Below are 25,757 nucleotides of genomic sequence, written 5' to 3' on the forward strand. Positions count from 1 at the left end.
TTACTTTGTTAAACTTTAGCATTGTGAAGGTGCGATCGCATATTTTAAATCTCATCAAATAATCTCCACCGTTCCCCTACTCCCATCAATTCGCACTCTTTGTCCATCGCGCAACAAACGAGTCGCATCGTGAATATCCATGACAGCAGGAATTCCGTACTCGCGTGCTACGATCGCACCATGAGATAACCTGCCCCCTACTTCCGCAATTATCCCACCCGCACGCGCCAACAGGGGAGCCCAGCCAGAGTCGGTGTAAGGTACAACTAATATCGTAGTGCGATCGATCTCGCCAACAGCTTGCAAATTCCGCAGCACCTTGACTCTACCCTCCGCAAGTCCTGGACTGGCACCAATTCCTTGCCACAGATGGCTGGGGAAGCGATCGTCTATATTCGATGTGGGAGATGCTGCATTACCGTAGATTACTCGTGGAACTGTATCTAATTGTCGATGTTCTTCCAGTTGCGATCGCCTTTCTGCTATCAACTGCGGCAACCGTTCCAGTAAATCTCGATCGTTTTGTGTTATAATTTGTTCGATTTCGGAATATTCTAGAAAAAAGATATCTCCACGTTCGCGAAGCACCACCGAATCAAGCCAGATTTGCTCGATCGCCACAAAACTCCAACGCAACTCGGCCAGCAACTTACTATAAACTTCAGTTACCCGACCCTTCAGATCGAGGCGACGCTGTACCGACTGAGCCTTCTTGCTAGTCTTTCCAGGCGGTACATATTCAGGAGGCAGATTCAGAACAAATTGTGCAAACAGTTCCCTCACGGGGCTAGGATCTTCTTTCCAGGTGGGAACAGCAATATCGGTTCCCACATCGCTGAGATAGCCGTAAATGTCTAAAAACCGATCGAACTGCTGTAAAATTGATTGTCCATCTGCAATTTCAGCTAACGTAGCAAAGATATTAGGTGCAATTTTTTGTGCTTCTAAAGGATTGATTCTTTCTGGTTGCGGTAACAAATGACGTGCAGCAGCAGCAAGTTGCTGGAGACTTCGCAAACTCGCAAGTTCCGGCGTCTTACCAGCATCAAGTTCTTCATCTTTTACTTTAAATATTCCCTGTCGCAACGCCAAACTTAAAGGTGCCAAAATGCTGTAATAAGTAGCGCGTTTGAGTAATCCCAGGATGAAATTAATTCTTTCTAGTATTGTTTGTGGAGAGTTTAGAGATGTTGCACTGGGGTTCATATCGGCTAACCCTGGGGCAAAGTGGCGTCGATAGTCTCTTTGAAAATCCTTTTCCAAGCGCAATTCGCGACGCCACAACCTGAGTAATCCCGGCAGATTTTGCAAAGTAGAACGCACAGGTGGTTTGCTAAACTTCGCGCCAAGAGTCAAAAACTCCAGACTTTCCGGCGGTAGTCCCATACGAAGGAAGATTTGCCCCAACAGGGAGGCGTTGAAATAAGCACGGGAGTAGTGCAGTGTAGCAGTTTCGTTGAAATCTAAACCATGCGATCGCTTTCCCAACACCAGTGTAAAAATTTCTCCCCAAACACCACAAGTCAGAGGACGATTAATTGACCAAGTGAGAGGGCGAATTAATCCCGGAATTACTTCGGCGGCTATCTTTCTTGTCCAAATCGGCCATAAAGTAGTGATCGGGCGCGATTGCAACAGCCACAGTGTTTCACCATCATAACTCCACTCAATATCTTGCGGAATGCCATGATATCGCGCTTCCAAATCTCGTGCCAAAACAGCCACTTGCCGAATTAACGTTAATGGTACATCTCCGTTTCCCTCAACGCTAACAACACTCTGCTCCTCTGCCCCTCTTCCCCTCTGCTCCTCTGCTACCAAAGCGGCGTTTCTAACTATAACTCTGTATTGTTCTGGTGTGACTTTACCAGAAACTATTCGCGAAGCAGCGCCCGGTAAAGCTTCGATCGCAACTGCGTCTCCATATCCGAGCATAGGATCGCGGCTGAAGGCAACTCCAGAAAATGCCCCAAAAACTTGTTTTTGAATCAATACAGCCATTGCCGCCTCTGGGAGATGGCGCTGTTGTCGATATTCAACAGCACTCGATCGATCGTAAGAAGCCTGACACCGAAGGATTGCTTGTTGCAAACCATCTCGGCTCGTCACATTTAAAATAGTTTCATATTGACCAGCCGCAGAAGCATATTCCGAATCTTCTCCTATCGCAGAAGAACGCACCACCAAAGGCGACGCTGGAGAAGGTTGCAAAGACTCAATCAAAGGTGTCGGGTCATCTCCTGGCGGCAAAACCCATCCATCTGGTACTGGGTAGCCCCAACGTTTTAGCTGAGATAATGTTGCAGCTTTTTGTCCTACTTTGGAAGCATCTAGCTGTTGGTTGAGAGAAATCATCGCTTTGTCGCCACGAAAAAAGCGAAACATTGCTTGAGAATCGCGCTGTCCTGCAACTGGTGCAAGATCTAAATCATCTGGCATTTTTTTATAGATCCATCCCATTAAAACAGCAAGTGCGATCGCAGCAAAGATACGCGCAGAATCCTGGGGATGCAGACCAGCCAATATCGCTGGTAACAGAATTAAAACCGCGATTCGTCCCGCATTACGCTCACGCAAAATTGTAAAGCCAATTCCCCCAATCAAAAACACCAATCCCGCTACCCGCACATCGTGAACGACAAAACCCCAGAAAACATTGGTTGTCCCAGCGCCTTTGCCCATCCAGTAGCGTCCCATCACCAAAGCAATCAGCGCAATTATTTCCCACTCCGAACCACTTGGAAAAAAAGCACGCGCCAGCATTACAGCCGCAATGCCCTTTCCCGCCTCCGATAGCACCGCTAAGATACCTGCAAGGGTTCCGCCGTGGTAGAAAGCAGCTTGAACTCCAATATTTCCAGTGCCGATTTCTCGCAGCTTGCGTCTTCTGAGTGCGTAAACAATCCACGCAATCACGGGTAACCCTCCTAAGAGGGGACAGAGGATGAAAATCAGCAAAACACCCCAAACTTGGGTCAGTGTCATAAGTGCGCGGGAGTGGGAGAGTGGGAGAGTGGCAAGAAAAGTCAAAAGTCAAAAGTCAAAAGTCAAAAGTAAAGAAGGGATTGGGGAAGAAGGGCTAGGGTCAGAGGGGCTAGGGAGAGTGGGGGAGTGGAAAAAAATCGTGTCCCTCATGCAAGCGCAAACCATTATAAGTTTCTGCCTAATGCCTATTTACACTAGGCGCATCGCACTTTAGTCTGAAAGATGAGCATTTATTGGCGATCGCAACTTGGTTAGCGGTCAGCTATAAAGATCGATCGGGATAAGTAGGTGGGCGTAAATAAACTGAACTCCCAGAAACCCGGTTTCTAAGAGAAACCGGGTTTCTAGGGGCCTGGAGTTTTACGTTTAAATATGCCCACCTACTTAGAAACAGCCAATTAGCGATCGCCCATCACATATCATCAATACTCAATATGCAATTTTATACCTACGATCCAGCAGATTTTTATGATGAACTGTTTGTCGCCAAGGGCAAACCCCGCCCTGATGCAACTCTTTTAATCGAAAGGATTAATGGGTTGCCGCCAGAGGAACTCCAGCGACGCCAGCAAGTCGCACAGCAAGCCCTTCTCAAGTTGGGAGCCACTTTCAACGTTTATGGCGATAACCGTGGCACTGAGCGCATCTTTCCCTTTGATGTCATTCCCCGCATTGTCTCGGCGCAAGAATGGACAGAGATGGAAAAGGGACTCAAGCAGCGCATCTACGCCTTAAATTGCTTTATAGCAGATATTTACGATGCCCAGAAAATTGTTACCGACGGCGTTATCCCGTTAGAATTAATTGCCTCTGCCAAAGGATTTCTCAAACCCTGTATAGGATTGAAACCACCGGGAGGAATTTGGTGTCATATCACTGGCACGGATTTAGTGCGAGATAAAGATGGTCAGTGGTACGTTCTAGAAGATAATCTCCGCTGTCCTTCCGGTGTCTCCTACGTTTTGGAGAACCGCCGGGTGATGAAATCGTCCTTTCCGAAGCTGTTTGAGACGATCGCAATTCGACCCGTCGATGATTACCCCAGTCATTTGCTCGAAACTCTCCTCAATCTAGCACCTGCCAATTTAGCAGACCCCACCGTAGTCGTTCTCACCCCAGGTATTTACAATTCTGCCTACTTTGAGCATTCTTTCCTCGCTCAGCAAATGGGTGTGCAACTGGTGGAGGGCAGAGATTTGGTGGTGACGGATGGCTACCTGCAAATGCGTACTACCAAGGGATTGCAGCGGGTAGATGTGATCTATCGCCGCATCGATGACGACTTTATCGACCCTCTCGTTTTTCGCTCCGATTCCACATTAGGTATACCGGGTCTAACGGAAGTTTATCGCAATCGTCGTGTTGCGATCGCCAACGCCCTGGGAACCGGAGTGGCAGATGATAAAGTGATCTATGCCTATGTCCCCGAAATGATTCGCTACTACCTCAAGGAAGACCCGATTCTGCAAAATGTCCCCACTTACCTCTGCTGGGAAGAGAAACAGCTAAATCATGTCCTTGCCAATTTAGACAAACTTGTGGTAAAATGCGCCAACGAATCTGGCGGTTACGGGATGTTAGTTGGCCCTCACGCCACACAGTCACAACGAGAAGAATTTGCCCAATTAATTAAAGCTAATCCGCGCAACTATATTGCCCAGCCGACACTTTGCCTGTCGCGAGTTCCTACAATAATAGGCGATCGCTTTGAGGGATGTCATGTGGACTTACGTCCCTACATTCTCTACGGTAAAGATATCTATGTACACCCAGGTGGTTTAACCCGCGTCGCCCTCAAAAAAGGTTCTTTAGTAGTTAACTCTTCCCAAGGCGGCGGATCGAAAGATACTTGGGTACTCGCTAATTAGGGGCTAGGGGCTAGGGGCTAGGGGGAAGAGAGGGGCTAGGGGCTAGGGGCTAGGGGCTAGGGGAAGAGAGGGGAAGAGAGGAGAAGGAATAGCGGAAAATATAAGTTAATTTTTACGGTTTGGGGTGTACTACTATGAGCATAAGCAGCTATCGAGATCTCAAGGTTTGGCAAGTCGGCATGGAAGTGGCAGACCAGATTTATCAGCTAACGGACAGCTTTCCAAAGCAGGAGATATACGGTTTAAGCAGTCAAATGCAACGGGCTGCTGTATCGATTCCTTCTAACATAGCTGAAGGACACGCGAGAAACTATACCAAGGAGTTCTTGCATCACATCTCCATCGCGCTGGGTTCGCTTGCCGAATTAGAAACTCAACTAATCATAGCTGCACGACGGCCTTATATTCAAAACAAGGCCGATATTGAAACACTTTTTCATAAGATGGAAGAATTGGGCAAAATGCTTCGCGGACTACAGAACTCTTTGGAAAATAAACTAAAAAGAGACAACAAACCGAGGACTGAAAACTAGCGAAAGATTTTTCCCCAGCCCCTCTCTTCCCTCTCTTTCCCTAATCCCTAATCCCTCTCTTCCCCTAATCCCTAATCCCTCTCTTTCCCTAATCCCTAATCCCTCTCTTTCCCTAATCCCTAATCCCTCTCTTCCCCTCTCTTCCCCTAGCCCCTAGCCCCTAGCCCCTAGCCCCTAAAAAAATGCTTAGTCGCGTTGCAGATTCTATCTACTGGCTTAATCGTTATGTTGAACGGGCAGAAAATATTGCTCGTTTTATCAATGCAAATGTCAATCTAATTCTGGATTCCCCTACGGGTGTGGCGCAGCAGTGGGAACCGTTGGTGCTGACCACTGGCGACTTGCCTGTATTTCAGAATCGTTACGGGGAAGCTACAGCCGAAAATGTAATTCAGTTTCTCACTTTCGATCGCGATAATGCCAACTCTATCATTTCCTGCCTTCGCTCTGCCAGAGAAAATGCTCGATCTATTCGAGAAATCATTTCTTCAGAGATGTGGGAACAGGTGAATACTTTTTATTTCATGGTGCAAGATGCAGCCGAAGGACAAGCCACTTTTGAACCGCAACATTTTTTTAAAGAAGTAAAACTGGCTAGCCACCTATTTGCTGGTGTGATGGATGCCACCATGACTCATAATGAAGGTTGGCATTTCGGTCAAATGGGGCGGTTTCTAGAACGCGCAGATAAAACTGCTCGAATTTTAGATGTGAAATATTTCCTGCTTCTACCTTCGGTAAAAGATGTAGGCACCACGCTGGATGAATTGCAGTGGATGGGATTATTGCGATCGGCTAGTGCTTACGAAATGTATCGCAAATGCCAACATCGCATTACACCAACTGGTGTGGCGGAATTTCTAATTTTAGATCGAGAGTTTCCGCGATCGATTCGATTTTGTCTGATGCAGGCGGAGCGATCTTTACATCAAATTACCGGATCTTCTCCCGGCACCTGGAGTAACCCCGCAGAACGTTCTTTGGGTCGATTGCGTTCTGAATTGGACTATTTATCCATTGAAGAAATCGTTCAAATGGGATTGCATGAATGTCTCAACGACTTGCAGCAGCAAATTTATGGCGTCGGCAACAACATTTTTGAAACCTTCTTTGCGTTAAAACCCATTAGTTAATTTTATGTCTAACAGGAATATCCCATGTCTATCGAACAGAAAAAAGAAATTGTCCTTCGATATTATGAGGAGTTCGACAATGGCAATTTAGACAAGATAGAGGATATGCTCAGTCCCAACTTTGTCGCTCATTTTCCCGGCTCGCCTGCATCGCTAAATCGCGAAAAATTTAAAGAGTTTTGCCTCATGTTCCGCTCCGCTTTCCCAGATATTCGCCACAGCTTTGAAGATATCCTTGTAGAGGAAGATAAAGTTGTCACCCGTGGGATATTTGCTGCCACCCATAAAGGAAAACTGCAAGGTTTCCCTCCAACAGGTAAGCAGGTTACGGTATCATTCATTCACATAGACTGCATTGTAGATGGAAAGATTGCGGAACATTGGGGAGAAGCTGACATGATGGGGATGTTGCAGCAACTCGGTACGATTATCTTGCCAATTCAGCTTGTTTTGCAGGGATTGAAAATTGGCGCGCTCGTCTTAACAGTTCTATGTCTCATCAGTTTCTTAATGACCAAATATTAACTGTCTGACTTAGTTAAAAATCTAAAACCTAAAATCAGGATGCGCTACCAAATCGTTCACACCACTACTTACATTTACGATCGAGCGGTCGTTTTAAATCCGCACATTATCAGGTTGCGATCGCGTTGTGATAGCACTCAGAAACTGCTTTCTTTTTTCCTGAAAATTGACCCGGAACCAATTGGTATTTCTCACATTACCGATTTAGACGGTAATGCCATACTGCAAACTTGGTTTGGTGGAACCGCAGATTATCTGAAAATCGAAGTACGCTCAGAAGTTGAAACTTATCGCACAAATCCTTTTGATTACCTACTAGAACCTTGGGCTTTAAGTCTGCCGATCGACTACCCAGCATCAATGTTATCCCAACTTCAGCCATATTTGCAACCGCAATATCAAATAAATGTAGACCCCGCAGTCATACAATTGGCTCAAGATATTGGTTTTGCAGCCGATAATCAAATCAGTACTTTTTTAATGCAACTAAATCAACGCATTTATGAGAATTGCCAATATATTAGGAGAGAAACCGGCGAACCGCTTCCTGGTGGCGTCACTTGGAACCAAAAATCAGGTTCTTGTCGCGACGTGGCAGTTTTGTTTATGGAAGCTTGTCGCGCCGTAGGTTTAGCTGCTAGATTTGTCAGCGGTTATCAAGAAGGAGATCCAGATCAAAAGGAACGAGATCTTCATGCTTGGGCGGAAGTATACTTGCCGGGAGCGGGCTGGCGAGGCTACGATCCAACTGTAGGGTTAGTAGTGAGCGATCGACATATTCCTTTAGTTGCCAGCGCATCTCCCAAGTATACCGCACCCATTTCTGGAAATTTTTTAGCTCCTGGAAACCAGTTAGATATGACAGCTAGCATATCCATTCAATCATTAGCGTAGGGTGCGTTCCCAACACCTTTCATTATATTATTTCCACGGCTAAATTGGAATCTGAATCGCAAATTCCGTCCCCTCTTCTGGCGCAGAAATACAACTCAGCTTACCTCCATGCTTTTCTTCCACAATCTGACGCGAAATAGACAACCCCAAACCTGTTCCTTTCCCCACTGCTTTCGTAGTAAATAAATGGTCAAATACCTGCTCTTTTACCTCATCTGACATTCCACTGCCATTATCTTTGATGCGAATAACGACAGCAGTTTCCGCTTCTAAAACTTCAGTGCGAATAGTAATCTGATTGGGATTGGCTGCAATTTCAGCAAAAGAACGCCCCTGATTTGCTTCATCCAAAGCATCGATCGCATTTCCCAAAATATTCATAAATACCTGATTCAACTGTCCGAAATAGCATTTTATTTGCGGAATTTCTCCATATTCCTTAATCACCTCAATCGCCGGACGAGTATCCTTTGCTTTCAATCGATATTGTAAAATCATCAAAGTACTATCAATACCCTCATGCAGATTGGCTAACACTTTCGTTGAGGTATCGGCGCGGGAGAAGTTTCGCAACGACCCACCGATCTCGCGAATCCGATCGGTCCCGGCTTTCATCGACGAGAGCATTTGCGGCAAATCTTCTAAAATATATTCTAACTCAATCTCTTCCGCTTTTTCCGTTATTTCTTCTCCTGGATTGGGGAATTTTTCTTGATACAATTGCAAGTATTCCAGCAAATCTTGGAGCGCCGTATTAGCCTGCTCGACGTTCCCAGCAATAAACCCGACTGGGTTGTTAATTTCATGGGCTAAGCCCGCCATTAAATTGCCCAAAACTGACATTTTTTCACTTTGAATCAGTTGCAGTTGCGCTGATTGTAACTCTTGTAGCGATTTTGCTAGTTGCTCCGCTTTTTCTCGCTCTCGCGCTTCCGATCGCTGCAAATCCTGATAAAGTCTGGCATTTTTTAGAGCGATCGCCGCTTGAGAACACAACACTTTTAACACTTCTAAGCGTTCTCGCGTAAAAGCTGCTTTGGTTAAGCAATTTTCTAAGTACAAAATTCCAATCAATTCACCTTGATTCAGCAGAGTTGCACACAAAATTGATTGGGGTTTATGTAATTGAATGTAATAATCATCTGTCCATGTTGTTGCCGCTGCTACATCATCAATTACTAAGGTTTTTTTGGTATGTTTGACATAGTTGACGATCTTTTCAGGAATCAATTGACTATCTTCTACTGTAATTGATGATAACAAGGCCCAAACAGGTTGTTTGAGTCTGCTGTCGGCATTAATAGTAGCAGCAATATACCATTGCTCGGATTCAGGTAAAATCAAAGAACCACTTGTAGCGCCAGCATTTTCCAACACTACTTGCATCACTGTTGTGAGTAACTTATCGAGTTCGATCTCATCGGAAAGGTTTTGAGATGCTTTGAGGACAGTTCCCAAATCAAAAATAACTGAAGTCTCCCAACTCGTAGAACTAACTGTATTAGTCTTAATATAAGTAAGTGTCTGACTAATTTTGGAGGTAGTTTTGGTCGCTGTCAGGATGGGAGCAAGTAATTGGGGATAGCGTGTTTCTAAATCATCTACTTTGGCTTTAGCTCCCCAACGAGCATAAGCATAGTAGGCTTTAGTAAGGTAGGCTTGTGCAATAAATTCTTTATGCAGAGATTCATAAAATTTTCCAGCTAATTCACAAGCGATCGCTTCTTCTTGGATATATTCATTTGCCGTTGCTCCTTCGATCGCCAAATCGTAATATTCCATCGCTTCAAAATCAGCCCCTACTACCCGCAAGCGTTCGGCTTCAACTAGGTGAAATTTATGTAAATAATTCATCGGGGCATAATCTGCCCATTTTTTCAATTTTTCTTGGTTAGCTATTACCCGATCGAGCAAAACATCTTGCTCGGATTTTACTCCATTAATTCCTAAAGCAAGCTGGACTAAAGAATCGTAAAAATGGAAGATAGGAATAGCGAACATTCCCGTTACTCCATCTAAATACTGAACAGCTATATTAGCATTTTCTAATGCTAAAGCATACTTTTCAAATAAATAGCCAAGAATCAGTTTATTTGAATAGAATATATGAAGTCCCAGTCGGTCATTAGCTTGAGTAAGAATCGGTAGTAATTGCTCCTCATCGCAGGCTTCACCTTGTAAATAGCATAGATTGGGAGAACGAGCGAGCAAATTTAAAATTGACTGCCGATACATTTCGTTCCAATAAAACGGAATTTGTTGCTTCAATTGCTTTATTGCTTGGCTATAGGTAGCCATCTTATTTTCCGTTTCCTCCAGTTCCTTACCCATATAATATGAATGGCAACATTCAAAGAAGGCGCAGTAAGCTGTAAATTCTAAATCTCCTGTTTCTAATCCACTTTGATATCCCGACCGCAAGTTTTCTAATGTCAATTTAAGATGATCTTTCCAATGTCTGATATATCCACAATCTACAGCGGAAATTTTGGCTTTTAGTTCCTGAACATTTAATTGAGACAGCAGTCGATTCGCCAATTTACCAAATTGATAACCCGACTCAATATCTTGGACGACACCACACAAAATTAGTCCGTAGCCAACATAAGCAAACGGAGAGAGATGACTATTACCATATTTAATTGATAAATTAACTTGTGCAAAAACAATTAAGGGATATAACTCAGGAGTAGTTTTAAATGTAGAAGGAGCTATACTTGATAAGATCGGCATTGCGGCTAACTTTTGTGGATCTGTCATAGCTGGCAAAGCGATCAAATCTTCTATATTTCTTTGCTGCAAATTTGCCGATGTTTCAGCTAAACCTTGCTGAATATCCGCTAAGGTTGGCCGTTCAGGAAAAGTTACTCCTAAAAGTTGCAAAATTTGCAGTCCCATATTAACTGACTCTTTGAGTCTAGTTTGCGCTGCACTGGCTAAAATTTTCACTTCATAAACTTTCATTTTATCTAACAGCGTTGTCGCGCATTTCAGTACTGTTTCAGCTAATTGAGTCATCTGCTCAAAATCAGTGCTGAAATAAGCGGCTTCTGTTGCTTCTAAGTACAGGTTTAAGGTTAGGTTATAATCAGTTTGCCAGCTATCAGTAGCTAGGAGTTCTCTGCCTACCGTTAAATATTTTAGGGCTGTCGCATAAGCCGTCGCGGCTTTGGCTTTGCAACCTGCCATTAAATTCAATTGTGCTAGTTTATCGCGATCGATTTGCTCGCTAATTAAATCTACACCATAATTTAATTGGTTGACAAGATCGAAGATTTTTTCTAACTGTTGCGCTTCTGGTGTATGCTTTAACAATAGCTGACCGATGTGGAAATGAGTTAGCTGTTTTTCGTTTTCATGGATTAATGAGTATGCTGCTTGTTGGACGCGATCGTGCAAAAATTTGTAACCTACTTTTGATTTATCAAAAAGTAGATTTACTTCGTTTTCTTGGTCAAATACGAGAGGTATTTTATAATCTTCACTCAAAGGTAAAATTAAACCCGCTTGTAAGGCAGGCCATAATTCATTGGCTGTATTTGAGTGGGGCCGATCGTTAACAATAGAAAGCACATCAAGAGTGAATCTGTCTCCTATGCAAGCTGCCAATTTTAATATTTGTTGTGTTGTTTCTGGCAGTTTTTCAATCCTACTTGCAACTAATTCTACTACGCTCTTATCGGCGATACCTATAGCTTGAATTTTATCTAAATTCCACTGCCAAGTAGCATTAACCAAGTCAAATCTTAGCAATTTTTCTTGAAACAGTGCTTGCAAAAGTTGGGTAATAAAAAAAGGATTTCCCCCGGTCTTGTTAAAGATTAGTTCAGCTAAGGTTTCGGACCGATCGCCCGTATCCAAAGTTTCCACAATCAACTGATTGACACGATCGAAATCTAAAGGTTGCACGATGATATTATTAACAACCCTACCTGCTTTTTCAATCTCGGCAATACTTTGGATCAAAGGATGAGTCGGACTGACTTCATTATCTCGATATGCTCCAATTAATAGGAGATATTGACTAGCAGCATTGGCTATCAGTAATTGCATTAAGTTTAATGAAGCCAAATCTGCCCACTGCAAGTCATCTAAAAAGATGACAAGCGGGTGTTCTTTTTGGGGAAAAACGCTGATAAATTCTTGGAAAACTCGGTTAAAACGGTTTTGCGCTTCCGCTGGGCCTAATTGCGGCACTTCTGGCTGAGAACCAATAATTAACTCGACTTCGGGAATAACATTAATAATAACTTGACCGTTATTGCCTACTGCTGCTAATAATTTGTCTTTCCAATTTAGGATTTTTACAGCACTTTCTGTAAGTAACTGCTGCATTAGCGATCCAAAAGCTTGAATCAAAGCGGCATAAGGAATGTTGCGTTTAAATTGGTCAAATTTACCGGCAATAAAATAGCCCCGTTGCTTGACTATGGGTTTATGAACTTCATTAATAACGGAGGTTTTGCCGATGCCGGAATAACCCGATACTAGGATCGTTTCACTGTTGCCATGCCCGACTCTAGCAAATGCAGTTAGGAGTTGATTAACTTCGGCTTCTCTGCCGTAAAGTTTTTGTGGGATTAGGAGTTGTCCAGCCCGGTCTAATTGTCCGGTAATAAAATTAGTAATTTTCCCTGTCGTCTGTAATAGGTGGTAACAAATTTCTAAATCTGCTTTAAATCCTTGGGGTGTTTGATATCGGTCTTCAGCATTTTTAGCCATCAATTTGAGGGTAATTTCTGAGATGGCTGGTGGAATTTGGGGATTTAATCGAGCGGGAGAAATTGGTTCTTTAGCAATATGAGAGTGTACGATTTCTAAGGGGTCGTTACTGCTAAAGGGTAATTGACCTGTGAGGAGTTCATAAAATGTGACGCCAAGGGAATAAAAGTCAGTGCGATAGTCGAGTCCTCGGTTCATCCTTCCGGTTTGTTCGGGAGACATATAGGCGAGGGTGCCTTCGAGAACGTTGAAATTTTGGATAGTTTGGGTTTCTCTGGGTAAGAGGGAAGCGATGCTGAAATCTATTAATTTAACTTCTTTAGTTTCGGGATGAATTAGGATATTTTGCGGTTTAATATCTTTATGGATAACTCGGTTTATGTATAGTCCTTCTAACATTTGGGCGATTTGGATCGCAATGGGGAAAAATTCATTAAGACTGAGAGGTTCGTTGCGGCGGTAGTCACTAAGGGCAATGCTACCATCGTCTGCCATTACTAATGCAAAACTGTTGCGGTAGTTTTCCAAACTTAGGGGTTGGACTACTCCGGGAATGTTGAGGTTTTTGGTAATGATGTATTGATTGCGAAACCGCACGAGTTCTGTAAAGCTGGGGTATTCGGCTTTGAGCAGTTTGACGATGACGGGTTTTGCTTGGGTTGTAGAAATTCCTCGATAGACTAGGGTTCTTGAGCCTTCGTAGATTTTTTCAAGTAGTTGGTAATTCGCTATGCCGACCATACTTCAGATCTCCTGGGTGAGATAATTTTTGATCTTACTCCCTTCGGTTGTGGAAGAATATGTATAGTTGGAGGGCGTTCGCTCTTCGGCGCGGATGCGCTTAGCATTGCGGAATAAATCTTAACTCAAAACCGAAACTTTAATTCCGCAATGCGGAGCCCCTACATAATCTTGTGGCGGGAAGGGAGTAACCATAGTTGAGCCTGTTCAAATGCTTGTGTAGTCTTGTCTACTATGATACTTTATTTTTTGCTTCGATCGCCAATTCAGGTTCTTCTCCTATCGCAGTCAACTAATGACTAATAGCACCACACTGATATACAAGGATGACCAATGACTAATGACTAATGACCAATGACCGATGACTAATGAAGTTATATTAATCAATCACAACATCTTCTTGAGATGATTCCTGATAGTATTGCCATTCGATATCTGGCATATGATCGAAAGCGTTTCTCAGCGACTCTTCCCACCACTTGCGAACCTTAGCTAGATAAGGATCTCCCAGACGCAATTGCAGTTTATGCCGAATAGCAAGAGCGTCAGTTTCGTACATTACCATGCTAATTGGTGGCCCGACAGAAATGTTTGACTTCATCGTCGAGTCGATCGAAAGCAGGGCACATTTAGCGCAGGCTTCTAAGGGGGTGTCAAAATTGAGGGTGCGGTCTAAAATTGGTTTGCCGTATTTAGTTTCACCTATCTGTAAAAAAGGTGTTTCCTGCGTAGCTTGAATAAAATTACCCTGGCTGTAAATCAGATAAAGTTCGGGTTCTTCTCCTCTAATTTGTCCGCCCAGGAGAATGCTGCATTTGAAATCGATGTTGTCTTTTTGTAACCAAGCTCTGTCTTGCTCCTGAATCTGGCGAATTTTGCTACCGATATAACGAGCAATTTCGTACAAATTTGGTAGGGAGTGAATATTGGCTTCTTCTTGAGCTTTGAGATCCTTGCGGATTAAGGTAAGCACTGCCTGGGTCATTGACAGGTTTCCCGAAGTACACATCAGAATCGCCCGCTCTCCAGGATAGGAGAAATCGAATAGTTTTTGGTAGGTTGAAATGTAATCTACACCCGCATTAGTGCGAGAGTCAGCAGCCATAACGAGACCAAAGCGGGTAATAATGCCAAGGCAATAAGTCATTCGATTTTGGATTTTAGATTTTGGATTTTAGATTTTGGATTGACTACAGGGATGAATCCGGCTGGCGACCAAACCAATAATTTCAAGGGTCATGAAGGTAGGAGTGTAAACAACATAGGGTGCGGGGTTGATGTGGTGAGGAGCGCGAGAGAAGAATCATTCTTTTGGTTGGTTACTTTTCCGATCTTACCCTTCGTCATTGTCCGATTGGTTATGATTAGCTGTGACTGTATCGGGAAGCGATCGCCTCAAAAGGTAAAGCCAAGCCAAACTTGCTAATCCCAGGACAATACCCACTATACTCACCATTTGAGCCATACGCAGAGGCCCTAGCATTAGGCTATCGGTTCGCAATCCTTCAATCCAGAAGCGACCGATGCTGTAAAACACAAGGTAAAGCAGTGCCAGGGTTCCCACCTTGAGGCGGGGATTTCCCTTCAGAGAGCGAAAGAAGAGGGTGAGCAGTATCCCAAACACCATTAAATCCCATAGGGACTCATAGAGGAAGGTGGGATGGAAGTATTCAAAATTTCTATATCCCGGCAGACGGCTCTCAAAGGGAATATAAACTTTCCAGGGCAAATCTGTGGGAGATCCGTAAGCTTCTGAATTGAAGAAATTGCCCCAGCGTCCGATCGCCTGACCTAGAATTAGAGAGGGAGCGACTAGATCTGCTAATTGCCAGAATGAGACTTTTTGAACTCGTGCAAAGATTAAAGCCGCTACTATGCCGCCCAAGATAGCACCGTGAATGGCAATACCACCTTTCCAAATGGCGATGATATCAGCTGGGTTCTTGGCGTATTCTGACCACTGAAATAATACGTAATAAAGTCGGGCGGAGGGAATTGCTCCAACCACAAGCCAGATTGCCAGTTCGCCCGGTAAGTCTGGGTTGATGTTACGGCGCTTGGCTAAGTACCCGGAAAGGGTTACCCCAATCAATACTGCTGAGGCGATCAACAGACCGTACCAGCGGATGGTTAGTGGCCCAAGCTGAAAGAAAATCGGCCCTGGAGAAGCAAATTGAAAGGCTAAGGGCAAAATAGAAATACCGAAATCCATGAAATTTCCTTTGATAAGTGAAAAGTTGGAGCCATATAAAGACTTCAGCACCCTAAATGTCGCATAGCCTCAATTTTACGTTGCTCTGGCTTCCGGGATCGCAGTGTCCGATTTTTTATTAATGATATCGTGTCCGGTTGTATCGGTAGTGTAAGAGTAATACGGGAAATTGTCTGTTGTCATCGGGGGTTAAATTTTTACCGCAGATGAAGACTCTGGAACGCAGATAAACGCAGATAAGAGAGCGATTTTTCTCTGGCAATCGATGTGTGAGGACATGATATGACCAGCACGACACGGATATACACGGATGCACTGATATAGCACTTGACTAATGACTAATGACTAATGACTAATGACTAATAACTAATGACTAATGACTAATGACTAATGACGCAAAAAAGCTGAACTATTCTAGTAATTTCTCCATCAGACAGTCAGCAATGCGATCGGCCCCTCCGGGCTTACCCATCCGACGGCGACCATTATCAGCAATCAGTTGCAGTCGGTCGGGATCGCGCAGGAGCGATCGCACGATCTCGGCAACCTCCCTTGGTTGTTTCGCTAAAATTAGCGATGGCCCCAATAGGCGAGTTTGAGCTTCTGCGAAGGCGGGGGTAAATTGGGGGCCTTTACCTGGGATTGCGATCGCCGGTTTGCCTAATCCCACAAACTGTTCTGTAGCGGTTCCAGCCATCGCAATAGCAAAGTCTCCTTGCTGCAAGCAATCCCCAAACGCTCGCTGAGTCAAGATCAGGGTGGATTTTCCCTGGGTAAACACCGATGCCGTAGGGTCGTTAATTGGCAGCTGGGATTCCTCAAGTTGCGGAGATTGCAGACGCCAGCCTTCTGCTTCCAAGGCTGACCGTAAAGGATCTAAGCTTAGTACTGGTGCGATCGCGCCCAGAAACAGCACTGTGCGGTCGCGAAACCCTTCCATCACCCCAGTTAGAGCCGGGAGGATTTGCTGCCAATTTGCGTAGGCTTCCGGGGCTCTGGAACCGGGGAGTAAAGTGATTGTGAGCGATCGCGCTTGCTCCACTTTCTCAGCATCTGAGGAATAAAAAACCGCCCTTGGACTCTCAGGCTCAAGGTCATCCATCATCGGATTTCCCAAATCAAAAGCCGGGATTGACCATTTCTGCAACATTTCGCTAGTCAGACTATCTCTAGGAAACACTGCTTTACAACGCTTGCGACTCATCAGCCAACGTTCCCAAGGCAGATAAACCGACCCCGACCAACCTTCCCTGCGCTGCATCTGGGATTTCCTCGGCAGCGGGCCAGCTTCATCCCGCAGATAATATTCCGATTTGGCGGTGCCGACGAAGGCATAAGGAGCCCCACTCAACCAAGCAAGCAACAAGGGGACAATATCCCCCACGGCTAAGATAGTTCCGCCCTGTTGTTTCCAAGCCTGTACTGCCCTAAACTGCCACCAGAGCAGTTGGAGTAAGCCGCTCCGTAAATCTCGCCACAAATGACGCCCATCCATATAAATAAAGCCACCGGAGGGCATTTTCCGCGTCGGTGCGATGAGGGGAATTCCTAGCTCGGTGTAGGCTTGGCCTTCGCCAACTATAGGTAGGGCTGCTATTTTTGGGGCATTGGGACGCTGCTGTAGTTCTTTCAATATCCGAACAGCGATCGCATCCTCCCCATGACCATTACTCAGGCAAAGTAACTTCATCAATTATAACCGGGCATTGGGCATTGGAAAATTGGCTCTTCTGTACTGACTATGCTATTTGAGTTCTTGAGCAGAGGGGCGCTTGAGCAGAGGGGCACTTGTGCAGAGGGGCACTTGTGCAGGGGAGAAAAGAAATAAAAATGTTCTTAAATTGAACAAAAGCATAGGAACTCCGAAAGAGCCAATTACCCTAGCTTTTCTTCGGTGGTATTGGGGATGATGAGCGTGGAAACAGAGAACCAGGAGGCGTTTTTAGTGCAAGCGGTGGGGAGTCAGCTTGTTGCAGCTGTTGGCGTCCGTTACGGATTATACGCTGCATATCGTTCAACTGCTGCTCAATATTATTGAGAACCCTTTCGGCATATTCATCAGCGCCGTTTTGAATGGCATCAGCTTCTGAAATGGCTTTAGCGCGGATCTCCTCCAGTTCCTCTTGAGCTTCCCGGTGCAAACGTTCGATTTCAGCCAGAGTCTGTTCTTGTGCAGCACCGCACTCATTCTGTACCATTTGCCAGAGTTGCTGCGCCTCTTGTTTTGCCTGCCGAACAATACCCGTGTCATCTAAAATCTGTGCGGCGCGTTGCTGGGCCGTCTCAATGATTTTATGGGCGTATTGTTCCGCTTGCTGAAGCAACTCTTCCTTCTCCCGGATAATCGCTTCTGCTTCTTCAAAAGCATTTGGCAAATTTAGCCGGATGAGATCTAGCTGTTCTAACAGATGTTCTTCATCAACTAACGTACGACGAGTCAGGGGAATGCGTGGACTATCGAGAATCATCTCCTCCATACGGTTGAGTTCTCGCTGAATATCTACACCTGCTGTTCCACGTTGGGACAGTTCATCCTGAGAGCTGGGTTCGTCGATGTCGGGGCTGATTCGGGGTGGGTTTTGGCGTAACATTTGTTGTAAATATCTTTTGCAACGTGCTTGGGAACAAGATGATCGACAGAGCCGCCAAATCTTGCTATCTCTTTTACCACGCTACTGCTTAAAAAACCATATTCAGTCGAGGTAGCCAGAAAAACTGTCTCGATTTTATCCGATAGTGTCTTATTGGTATGCGCCATCTGCAACTCTTTCTCAAAGTCAGAAAGCACTCGCAGACCCCGGATAATTACAACGGCTTGCCGTATTTGGGCATAATTTACGGTAAGACCGTCAAAGCTGTCTACCTCTATGTTGGGCAGATGTTGCGTGGATATGCGAATCTGGTCAAGCCGCTCTTGCACCGTAAACATGGGCATTTTATTGGGATTGCGTAGTACTGCTACGACCACTCGCTCAAATAGCTTACACCCGCGCTGTATGACATCGAGGTGTCCAAGGGTAATCGGATCGAAGCTGCCGGGATAGATTGCAATCACAAAGTAGGGCTGTCAAAGTCTCTCTTGCAGATTATAAGGTATGTTCGTGGTTCATGGTTTATTGCAATGAACTATGACTTAGGCAGAAAGCCCCCCTGTACCCCCAAATCTGGGGGGGACAAGACTTCTTCTCTTCTGATTTGGGGGGACAGGGGCGTGAGTGCGTAAGTCCTGTGAACTATCAACGATTAGAATGAAAAATGTGAATCTCCGATCGCGCCATGCACCGCCGTCTGATGTCTGTGAGCCTTGTAACTGCAACGCTGTTTCTCGGTTCCACCTTTACCGCTTCTAAAAACCTAGACAAATCTACCCATTGGTAAACTGAAGCTCTCGGTATAAGTCGGCGGTGTAACTTTTGGTCAATCCGAGTTAACGCTTTCGCTTGGATGGTGCCCGGTCTTGCGACTCGACAACAACCTTAACCAACTCAGCCCAGTTAGAGATGTGATAGTAATCGTGCCGACGATTTACTACACCACATTGACCGATAAATATATTCAGTTGATGTAACGCACTCCATACGTGCTTTCTGGAGTTCACCCCCAGATAGGCGGACACAGAGCGCGGTAATCTTTCCGAGAGATTCATTCCTCGTCTAGCAATGGCTAGAGCGGCTGCCACATCGGATGACATTCCATACATCCTCGCGTATTTAACCAGCCCAATTAAGCTGGTATAGGCTGGATTGATGTTAATTAGTTGAATCCCACGATTAGATAGAATTGACTTCAAAAGTTGATAAAAACGGCTATATGCCCAACCAGACAACATCCGAGCATACTTTCTTCCTTTTTCTCTTAACTGAGTTGTCTTAGCTGCAAAATCCAAGGATTCACAGACAATTGGACAGGCTTTAGTATCAGCTAAAATTGCTAATTGTAGACAAGCATCCACAATAGTCGCATCTTGCTTGACCTTTGGTAATCCAGAATGATAGGGGATAGAACCAGACGCCTTCAAATTGCCCTGAAAATCAACATACGCCCAACCAATAGAACCTGGATTGAGATCGATTCCGATGCAGCCATACTCGACAGGTTTACTAATCTTGTTGACAGGTGATGGAGTAAATTGAACGGCTACCGCCCAGCGGTTATCTTGGCGATAGAAATGCCAAGTTTTAGCACCATTATCCGGTAATCGATTGATATTTCTCTCAAAATTACCCAGCTTTGAACAGATATATTTACCATACTTAGACTCTAAGCAATAGGGAACTCTGAATTTAACTATGTTGCCATCCCACTGACAAGTTTGATTACCAAAACTTTCGTCTTTAGAGCCGACGATAAACACTTCTCCTCTAGGTACTTTCACCTTAATTGGTGCTAACTTGAGAGCCGCTATTTGTCGGTTTAGCTTGTAAATATATCTCTTTTTATGGTGGAGATTAAATCTCGTATGATACCAGTTGGTTTTCTTGGTGGTTAGAGAAGTTGAGAGAGGAAAGTTACATCCTGTTTGAGAGTGATGCCAATTCTTCTTAGCGTAAAACTTTCTCGCTAACTTCAGCTTTTTTTCGGCTTTTTCTAGCGATTTATTGGCTGATTTTAATTTTGATTCTAGCTGCTTGATGTGATTGATTATACATACCTTGGCTGATTCTACTTTCGAGCTTGACAGCGCGAGCATCCCACCGGCATGACGTTTGCTAATGCCATATTTTTTCTGTAAATAGGTATTCCATTTAGACTTATCAAACTGACTCTCAACTTCTAATAAGTGATTGACTGTCTCAATAGTAGCGCCATAAGAAAGAGCCGCATAATCAGCTAGAAATAACTCAAAGCTGGTCAATCCTAATGGGGTTAGCTCGTCTATTGGTGTTGGTAAACCCTTGCAGTAAGTGAGAGTAGTCATAGCTTTTTAGCTACCTCCCTCAGTTCTTCTACTATCTTTTTATTTTTATGACTACGGCTGCCATAGAGACGTGCTGAAAATACTGTAATTATCTCTAGTACGTCGGCAGCTAAATCTTCCTCGAATGTGCTATCATCAGAGCGATTAATAATTATTACCTCTGTACCAAAACTCTCACACAAAGTAAAGATTAAATCCGAGCCGAATCTAAGTAATCTATCTTTATGAGTTAATACTAATCTTTCTACTTGGTAAGTGGTAATTAGTTTGATTAACCTAATTAATCCTTTCTTTTTATAATTCATGCCGCTGCCAAGGTCTTGGATGATTTCAAATTCCCATCCATGCTTGGCACAATAGCTTTCTAATACTAAAATTTGTCTAGTCAGGTCTTCTTTTTGGTCATGACTAGATACTCTGGCATAACCTACAGTTAATTCATTACCCGATCTATTGCCAATTAAATCGGCAATGTCATATCTACGATGTCCTCCAGCAGTCCGAGTTGATTTAATCTTACCATCAAGCTCCCATCGGTGTAGCGTTTTGACCGTTACACCTAATAGTAAGGCGGCTTCTTGGGGAGTTAAACTAGACATGATGTCATATTATCACATCTATTGTCTAGTTTGAGGTGGTTTTGTCAAGATTTTCGCGGTCAGCTAACTAACCCCTGTGACTTCAGTCGAGCCATCACAGGCACAAACGACTCAAAACCGAAAGGCTGAGGCCGATCGACTTTTGGAAGCAGGTAGACTCCAGTATCGCCAAGGTCGAGTTCAAGAAGCACTTGAGACGTTTCAACAGGTTTTGACTATTCGCCAGGGTATGGGCGATCGCAATGGCGTTGCGGAAATCCTCAATGAGATTGGACTCGTTTACGAGAATTTGACTCAGTATCCCAAGGCGCTAGAGTTTTATCAGCAAACTTTGGATATTGCGAGAGAATTACGCGATCGCGAAAGTGAAGGGCGAGTCCAGATCAATATCGGCGCGGTTTATTTCAAGCTAGGCCAATCTCCCAAGGCGCTAGAGTTTTATCAGCAAGCTTTAGCTGTTCTGACAGAAGTTGGCGATCGGCAAGGTGTTGGACTAACCCTCAACAGCATTGGCAGATTATACCGCAGTTTGGGTCAGTATGACAAAGCATTGCAATTTTATCAGCAAGCCTTAGCCATTGCCAAAGAAATTGGCGATCGGGAAACCGTTGGGGTTACGCTCAGCAACATTGGGGTGATTTACCTTAGTCTGGGTCAGTATCCCAAAGCACAGGAATTCTATCAGCAAGCCTTAGCTATTGCCAGGGAAATTGGCAATAAGAAAGGAGAAGAAACTACTCTCATCAACCTTGGGGCAGTTTATGACAATTTGGGTCAGTATCCTAAAGCACTGGAACTATATCAGCAAGCTTTAGCAATTGCTCAAGCACGTGGAGACAAGGCAAGTATTGCCCTTACCTTCAACAATATTGGCTTGCTTTACGATAATCAGGGGCAGTATGCTAAAGCACTAGAATTTTATCAGCAAGTCTTAGCTATTCGCAAAGAAATTGGCGATCGCAAGGGCGAAGGAAACACCCTCAACAGTATTGGATTTGTTTACAACCATCTGGGTCAGTATGCCAAATCACTAGAATTTTATCAGCAAGCTTTAGCCATTCGCAAAGAAGTTGGCGATCGCAAGGGACAAGGAACAACCCTTAACAACATCGGGGTGGTTTACGACACTCTCGGTCAAAGCGATAAAGCACTAGAATTCCATCAGCAAGCTTTAGCCATTCGCCGCGAAATTGGCGACAAATCAGGCGAAGGAAAAACCCTCAATAATATTGGAAGAGTTTACAATAATCTAGGTCAGTCAGACAAAGCATTAGAATTTTATCAGCAAGCCTTAGTCATTGTCAAGTCAATTGGCGATCGCCTAAGCATTGGAGTAGCTCTCAACAATATTGGTACAATTTACGACGGTCTTGCTCAATATCCTAAAGCACTAGATTTTTATCAACAATCCTTAGTTATTCGTCAAGAGATAGGCGACAAACCTGGGGAAAGCATAATCTTAAACAATATCGGTAATGCTCTCTTTAAATCTGGCAATTTAGCATCAGCAGAAAAAAGTCTATCCGCTGCAATCACAGTTCTAGAATCTTTGCGACCGGGATTGAGCGATACAAATAAAGTATCCATCTTTGAAACGCAAGCGAGTACTTATCAAATGCTGCAAAAAGTTCTCATTGCGGAGAATAAAATTGAAGCTGCGCTGGAAATTGCCGAAAGGGGAAGGTCGCGGGCATTTGTGGAGTTGTTGGCAAAACGGTTATCCTCTAAAGAGACTGCACAACTAACTATCAACCCACCCACAATCGAACAAATTAAACAAATCGCCAAACAACAAAATGCTACCATAATTGAATACTCGATTATTGATAAATCAGAACTTTATATATGGGTAATTCAGCCCACAGGTAAAGTAGAATTTCAGCGCGTAGACCTCAAATTCATGCGGGCGACAGGGGGGAAATCGCCTCTAGAAGACCTCGTTATTACTAGCCGTGATTCCATCGGTGTCAGAGGTCGCGGTTTAACAGTGCAAGTTCGATCGGATGCGGTGAGCCAAACGAAACAATTGCAGCAACTCTATCAAATTATCATCAAACCAATTGTTTATTTTCTACCAAAAGCTCCCAACGCCCGTGTTATCTTCATTCCGCAAGCCGAACTGTTTCTGGTTCCCTTTCCAGCACTTCAAGACGCATCTGGAAAATATTTAATTCAACAACATACCATCCTAACAGCGCCTGCCATTCAGGTTCTGGAATTAACTCATCAACAACGGCAACGAGTATCGGAAAAAGATGTCCTAGTTGTCGGCAATCCTACTATGCCCAGCGTACCCCCCGAACCCGGACAACCGCCGCAACAACTGCCGAGTTTACCGGGTGCGGAAAAAGAAGCTTTAGCTATTGCCCAAATATTGAATACTAAAGCTATCACTGGTAACCAAGCTACCAAAGCTACTATTTTGGAAAAGTTACCGACTGCAAAGATTGTTCATCTAGCAACTCATGGATTATTGGATGATTTTAAAGGGTTAGGTGTTCCTGGTGCGATCGCTCTCGCTCCTTCTGGCAATGATAACGGTTTACTTACCGCCAGTGAAATCCTTGATTTGAAATTAAATGCCGAATTAGTCGTCTTGAGTGCCTGCGACACTGGGAGAGGCACAATTACCGGGGATGGCGCGATCGGGCTGTCTCGCGCCTTGATTTCAGCGGGTGTACCCACCGTGCTTGTATCGCTTTGGTCGGTGCCAGATGCTCCTACAGCATTGTTGATGACCGAATTTTATCAAAATCTTCAAACCCAGCCCGATAAAGCTCAGGCGCTGCGTCAGGCGATGCTAAAGATAATGAAACAACACCCGAATCCAAGGGACTGGGCGGCGTTTACGCTGATTGGCGAAGCGCAGTAGCGATTACAGGACTTACGCACTAATCAAGTTTTCGCCCCCCTTTCTTTGGGGGGCAAGGGGGGCGAAAAGCGTAAGTCCTACATTAGCTATTAACGTAAGTTGCTAGTTAGTTCCATTGGCTCTTGTTCGGAATGGATAATGGGTACGTTGTTGCGCTTTAGCGCTATAAGAGCGCTAAAGCGCAACAACGTACCTTGATATAACTAGCAACTTACGTTATTAGTTAGCAAAGCCTTAAGGAGATGGCGATTTGAGTGCCTTGCGAAACTCTTGAGCTGCCTCCAACCGAGAGGTCTGAGCCATCAACACACAGCGGGTGAGCAGGTCAATACTGAGGGTTGCCAGTTCGGGAATTTCGCTGTGGGTGATTTTGTCGTAATGGTTATCATGTAGGCGATAGAGGCTGAATAGACCGTCTTGCCAAAACCACACTTCAGGCACTCCTAATGCTTGATACCGCTTGAGCTTGTTCAGGCCGCCACTGGTGAACACGACTTCGATGACGAGATCGGGGATTGGCTTGGATGCCCCAAAACAGTAGGATTCATCAGCTTGGGCAGAGACTTCTTCTTCTCGCTCTTGGGTCATGGAACCCGTGGGTTCAAATTCAATGGCGTTTTCCAGGCAAAATAACCCAATCAAAAAGCCGATGAGCCGACTAAAAACTTCGTGTTCGCGTCCCGGCATGATAATCTCAATGGTGCTGTCATAGTAAGCCAGCCGAATGCCTGGAGAGTCAGCAAAACCAGCCTGAATTAGCTTGAACTGTTGCCAGGTAGTGCCGGAATAGACAAGGCGCTGGTCGGTGGAAGGCGGAGTGAGAAGGGGAGCTTGCGTCATAGTACTACCGCTTAATCGTTGAGACACTATTTCGGTAATATGGTTCAGCTTTCTTTAACTAATCAATTAATTTTAATGTTCCTTGTCCTAAAGTTTTACTTGACTCAAATAAGAGATGGAATTCCACTTTCAAGGAGTGCATAATTCCCACTATGGGCGAAGCTTCTTTAACTTTAATGTGACTGTGACTATAATTGGTGATTGGTGATTGGGATGAGAGATGAGGGATGAAAAAACATTTTCCCCTTCCCCCTCTTCCCTAGCCCCTAGCCCCGATTACCCGCCGTATTGCCAGCCGGTGCTTTCTAGCAAAAGGGGTTCGCCTTCCCGATGAACTCCGGCGGCAATAACTTCACCGACATAGACGGTATGATCGCCGTGCTTGACTGAGCCGACAACCCTGCATTCTACATAGCCCAAGGAATCGGAGATGATGGGACAACCAGTTTCTTCTCCCAAGTAGAAGTCCACATCCTCAAACTTATTGCCGACGCGACGTTGGGGTTTGAAGAATTTCTGGGCTAAGTCTTTTTGTCCGGCTTCCAGGACGCTGAGGGCAAAGACGCCGCTGGCTTCGATCATGGCGTGCGATCCCGAATCTTGCTTAACGCAATTTACCACTAAGGGCGGTTGAAAAGAAGCTTGCATCACCCAGCTGACTGTGAAGCCGTTGACATTTTCGCCATCCTTGACTCCGCAGATGTAGAGTCCGTGAGGAATCTTTCGCAGAATTGTCTTTTTCGCTTGTTCGTCTAACAATGGTCTACCCTCTGATGATGACTACATCGCTCAGTTTAGCAATCCTGAGTTCCTTAACATTTACAGCGGCTTGCGAGTGGGTGAGGTACAGCTAAATTGTAGGGGCGGGTTTTGCCATGATTCTTGTCGGTTAGCCACAAATTATCTACCAAACCC

The 25,757-nt window shown here is 44.6% G+C and carries 17 protein-coding genes; 6 read left to right on the plus strand and 11 right to left on the minus strand.

Going from position 1 to position 25,757, the window contains the following annotated elements; translation table 11 throughout:
* Positions 1 to 54: 54 nt before the first annotated feature.
* Positions 55 to 2,985: a glycerol-3-phosphate acyltransferase gene (locus LAY41_RS02415; protein WP_249093678.1), complete on the minus strand. Its 2,931-nt coding sequence runs from the start codon at positions 2,983 to 2,985 to the stop codon at positions 55 to 57.
* Positions 2,986 to 3,419: 434 nt separating this feature from the next.
* Here LAY41_RS02415 and LAY41_RS02420 point away from each other — a divergent pair, with 434 nt between their 5' ends.
* The 5 genes from LAY41_RS02420 (at position 3,420) to LAY41_RS02440 (ending at position 7,938) form a co-directional block, all read left to right on the plus strand.
* Entirely contained in the window at positions 3,420 to 4,853 is a 1,434-nt protein-coding gene (locus tag LAY41_RS02420) for a circularly permuted type 2 ATP-grasp protein (RefSeq protein WP_249093679.1), read from the plus strand.
* A gap of 134 nt (positions 4,854 to 4,987) precedes the next feature.
* Positions 4,988 to 5,386, plus strand: coding sequence for a four helix bundle protein (locus tag LAY41_RS02425; protein ID WP_249093680.1), 399 nt, complete (start codon positions 4,988 to 4,990; stop codon positions 5,384 to 5,386).
* A gap of 182 nt (positions 5,387 to 5,568) precedes the next feature.
* Positions 5,569 to 6,519 carry an alpha-E domain-containing protein gene (locus tag LAY41_RS02430; protein ID WP_249093681.1) on the plus strand — a complete coding sequence of 317 codons (951 nt, stop codon included), beginning with the start codon at positions 5,569 to 5,571 and terminating at the stop codon, positions 6,517 to 6,519.
* 24 nt (positions 6,520 to 6,543) lie between these two features.
* The gene (locus LAY41_RS02435) at positions 6,544 to 7,044 is read left to right on the plus strand and encodes an ester cyclase (protein WP_249093682.1); all 501 of its coding nucleotides are present in this window, start codon (positions 6,544 to 6,546) and stop codon (positions 7,042 to 7,044) included.
* A gap of 39 nt (positions 7,045 to 7,083) precedes the next feature.
* Positions 7,084 to 7,938 carry a transglutaminase family protein gene (locus LAY41_RS02440; RefSeq protein ID WP_249093683.1) on the plus strand — a complete coding sequence of 285 codons (855 nt, stop codon included), beginning with the start codon at positions 7,084 to 7,086 and terminating at the stop codon, positions 7,936 to 7,938.
* Between the two features lie 39 nt (positions 7,939 to 7,977).
* Here LAY41_RS02440 and LAY41_RS02445 read toward each other — a convergent pair whose 3' ends face one another.
* The 8 genes from LAY41_RS02445 to LAY41_RS02480 all read right to left on the minus strand — a co-directional run bounded on the left by LAY41_RS02445 (position 7,978) and on the right by LAY41_RS02480 (position 21,133).
* Positions 7,978 to 13,401 carry a trifunctional serine/threonine-protein kinase/ATP-binding protein/sensor histidine kinase gene (locus tag LAY41_RS02445; RefSeq protein ID WP_249093684.1) on the minus strand — a complete coding sequence of 1,808 codons (5,424 nt, stop codon included), beginning with the start codon at positions 13,399 to 13,401 and terminating at the stop codon, positions 7,978 to 7,980.
* Positions 13,402 to 13,780: 379 nt separating this feature from the next.
* Positions 13,781 to 14,548, minus strand: coding sequence for a proteasome-type protease (locus tag LAY41_RS02450; RefSeq protein WP_249093685.1), 768 nt, complete (start codon positions 14,546 to 14,548; stop codon positions 13,781 to 13,783).
* Positions 14,549 to 14,734: 186 nt separating this feature from the next.
* Positions 14,735 to 15,613: a prolipoprotein diacylglyceryl transferase gene (lgt, locus tag LAY41_RS02455; RefSeq protein WP_249093686.1), complete on the minus strand. Its 879-nt coding sequence runs from the start codon at positions 15,611 to 15,613 to the stop codon at positions 14,735 to 14,737.
* Between the two features lie 409 nt (positions 15,614 to 16,022).
* Positions 16,023 to 17,303, minus strand: coding sequence for a lipid-A-disaccharide synthase-related protein (locus tag LAY41_RS02460; protein WP_249093687.1), 1,281 nt, complete (start codon positions 17,301 to 17,303; stop codon positions 16,023 to 16,025).
* Between the two features lie 190 nt (positions 17,304 to 17,493).
* The gene (locus tag LAY41_RS02465; protein WP_249093688.1) at positions 17,494 to 18,204 is read right to left on the minus strand and encodes a DivIVA domain-containing protein; all 711 of its coding nucleotides are present in this window, start codon (positions 18,202 to 18,204) and stop codon (positions 17,494 to 17,496) included.
* Positions 18,114 to 18,668: a pantetheine-phosphate adenylyltransferase gene (gene coaD, locus LAY41_RS02470; protein WP_249093689.1), complete on the minus strand. Its 555-nt coding sequence runs from the start codon at positions 18,666 to 18,668 to the stop codon at positions 18,114 to 18,116. The genes LAY41_RS02465 and coaD overlap by 91 nt, the downstream gene beginning before the upstream one ends.
* A gap of 372 nt (positions 18,669 to 19,040) precedes the next feature.
* On the minus strand, positions 19,041 to 20,531 hold the full coding sequence (locus tag LAY41_RS02475; RefSeq protein ID WP_249093690.1) for a hypothetical protein: 1,491 nt from the start codon (positions 20,529 to 20,531) through the stop codon (positions 19,041 to 19,043).
* The gene (locus LAY41_RS02480; protein ID WP_249094049.1) at positions 20,528 to 21,133 is read right to left on the minus strand and encodes an IS607 family transposase; all 606 of its coding nucleotides are present in this window, start codon (positions 21,131 to 21,133) and stop codon (positions 20,528 to 20,530) included. The genes LAY41_RS02475 and LAY41_RS02480 overlap by 4 nt, the downstream gene beginning before the upstream one ends.
* 73 nt (positions 21,134 to 21,206) lie before the next feature.
* On the opposite strand from LAY41_RS02480, the gene LAY41_RS02485 reads away from it, so the two are divergent.
* Complete coding sequence (locus LAY41_RS02485; protein ID WP_249093691.1) at positions 21,207 to 24,002, plus strand: CHAT domain-containing protein; 2,796 nt, start codon at positions 21,207 to 21,209, stop codon at positions 24,000 to 24,002.
* 234 nt (positions 24,003 to 24,236) lie between these two features.
* Here the strand turns inward: LAY41_RS02485 and LAY41_RS02490 are convergent, their stop codons facing one another.
* Both LAY41_RS02490 and LAY41_RS02495 read right to left on the minus strand, forming a co-directional pair.
* On the minus strand, positions 24,237 to 24,842 hold the full coding sequence (locus LAY41_RS02490) for a Uma2 family endonuclease (RefSeq protein WP_249093692.1): 606 nt from the start codon (positions 24,840 to 24,842) through the stop codon (positions 24,237 to 24,239).
* A gap of 276 nt (positions 24,843 to 25,118) precedes the next feature.
* Positions 25,119 to 25,601 carry a flavin reductase family protein gene (locus LAY41_RS02495; protein ID WP_249093693.1) on the minus strand — a complete coding sequence of 161 codons (483 nt, stop codon included), beginning with the start codon at positions 25,599 to 25,601 and terminating at the stop codon, positions 25,119 to 25,121.
* Positions 25,602 to 25,757: the final 156 nt, after the last annotated feature.

This window comes from Argonema galeatum A003/A1 (assembly GCF_023333595.1).
GTDB classification, from domain to species: domain Bacteria; phylum Cyanobacteriota; class Cyanobacteriia; order Cyanobacteriales; family Aerosakkonemataceae; genus Argonema; species Argonema galeatum.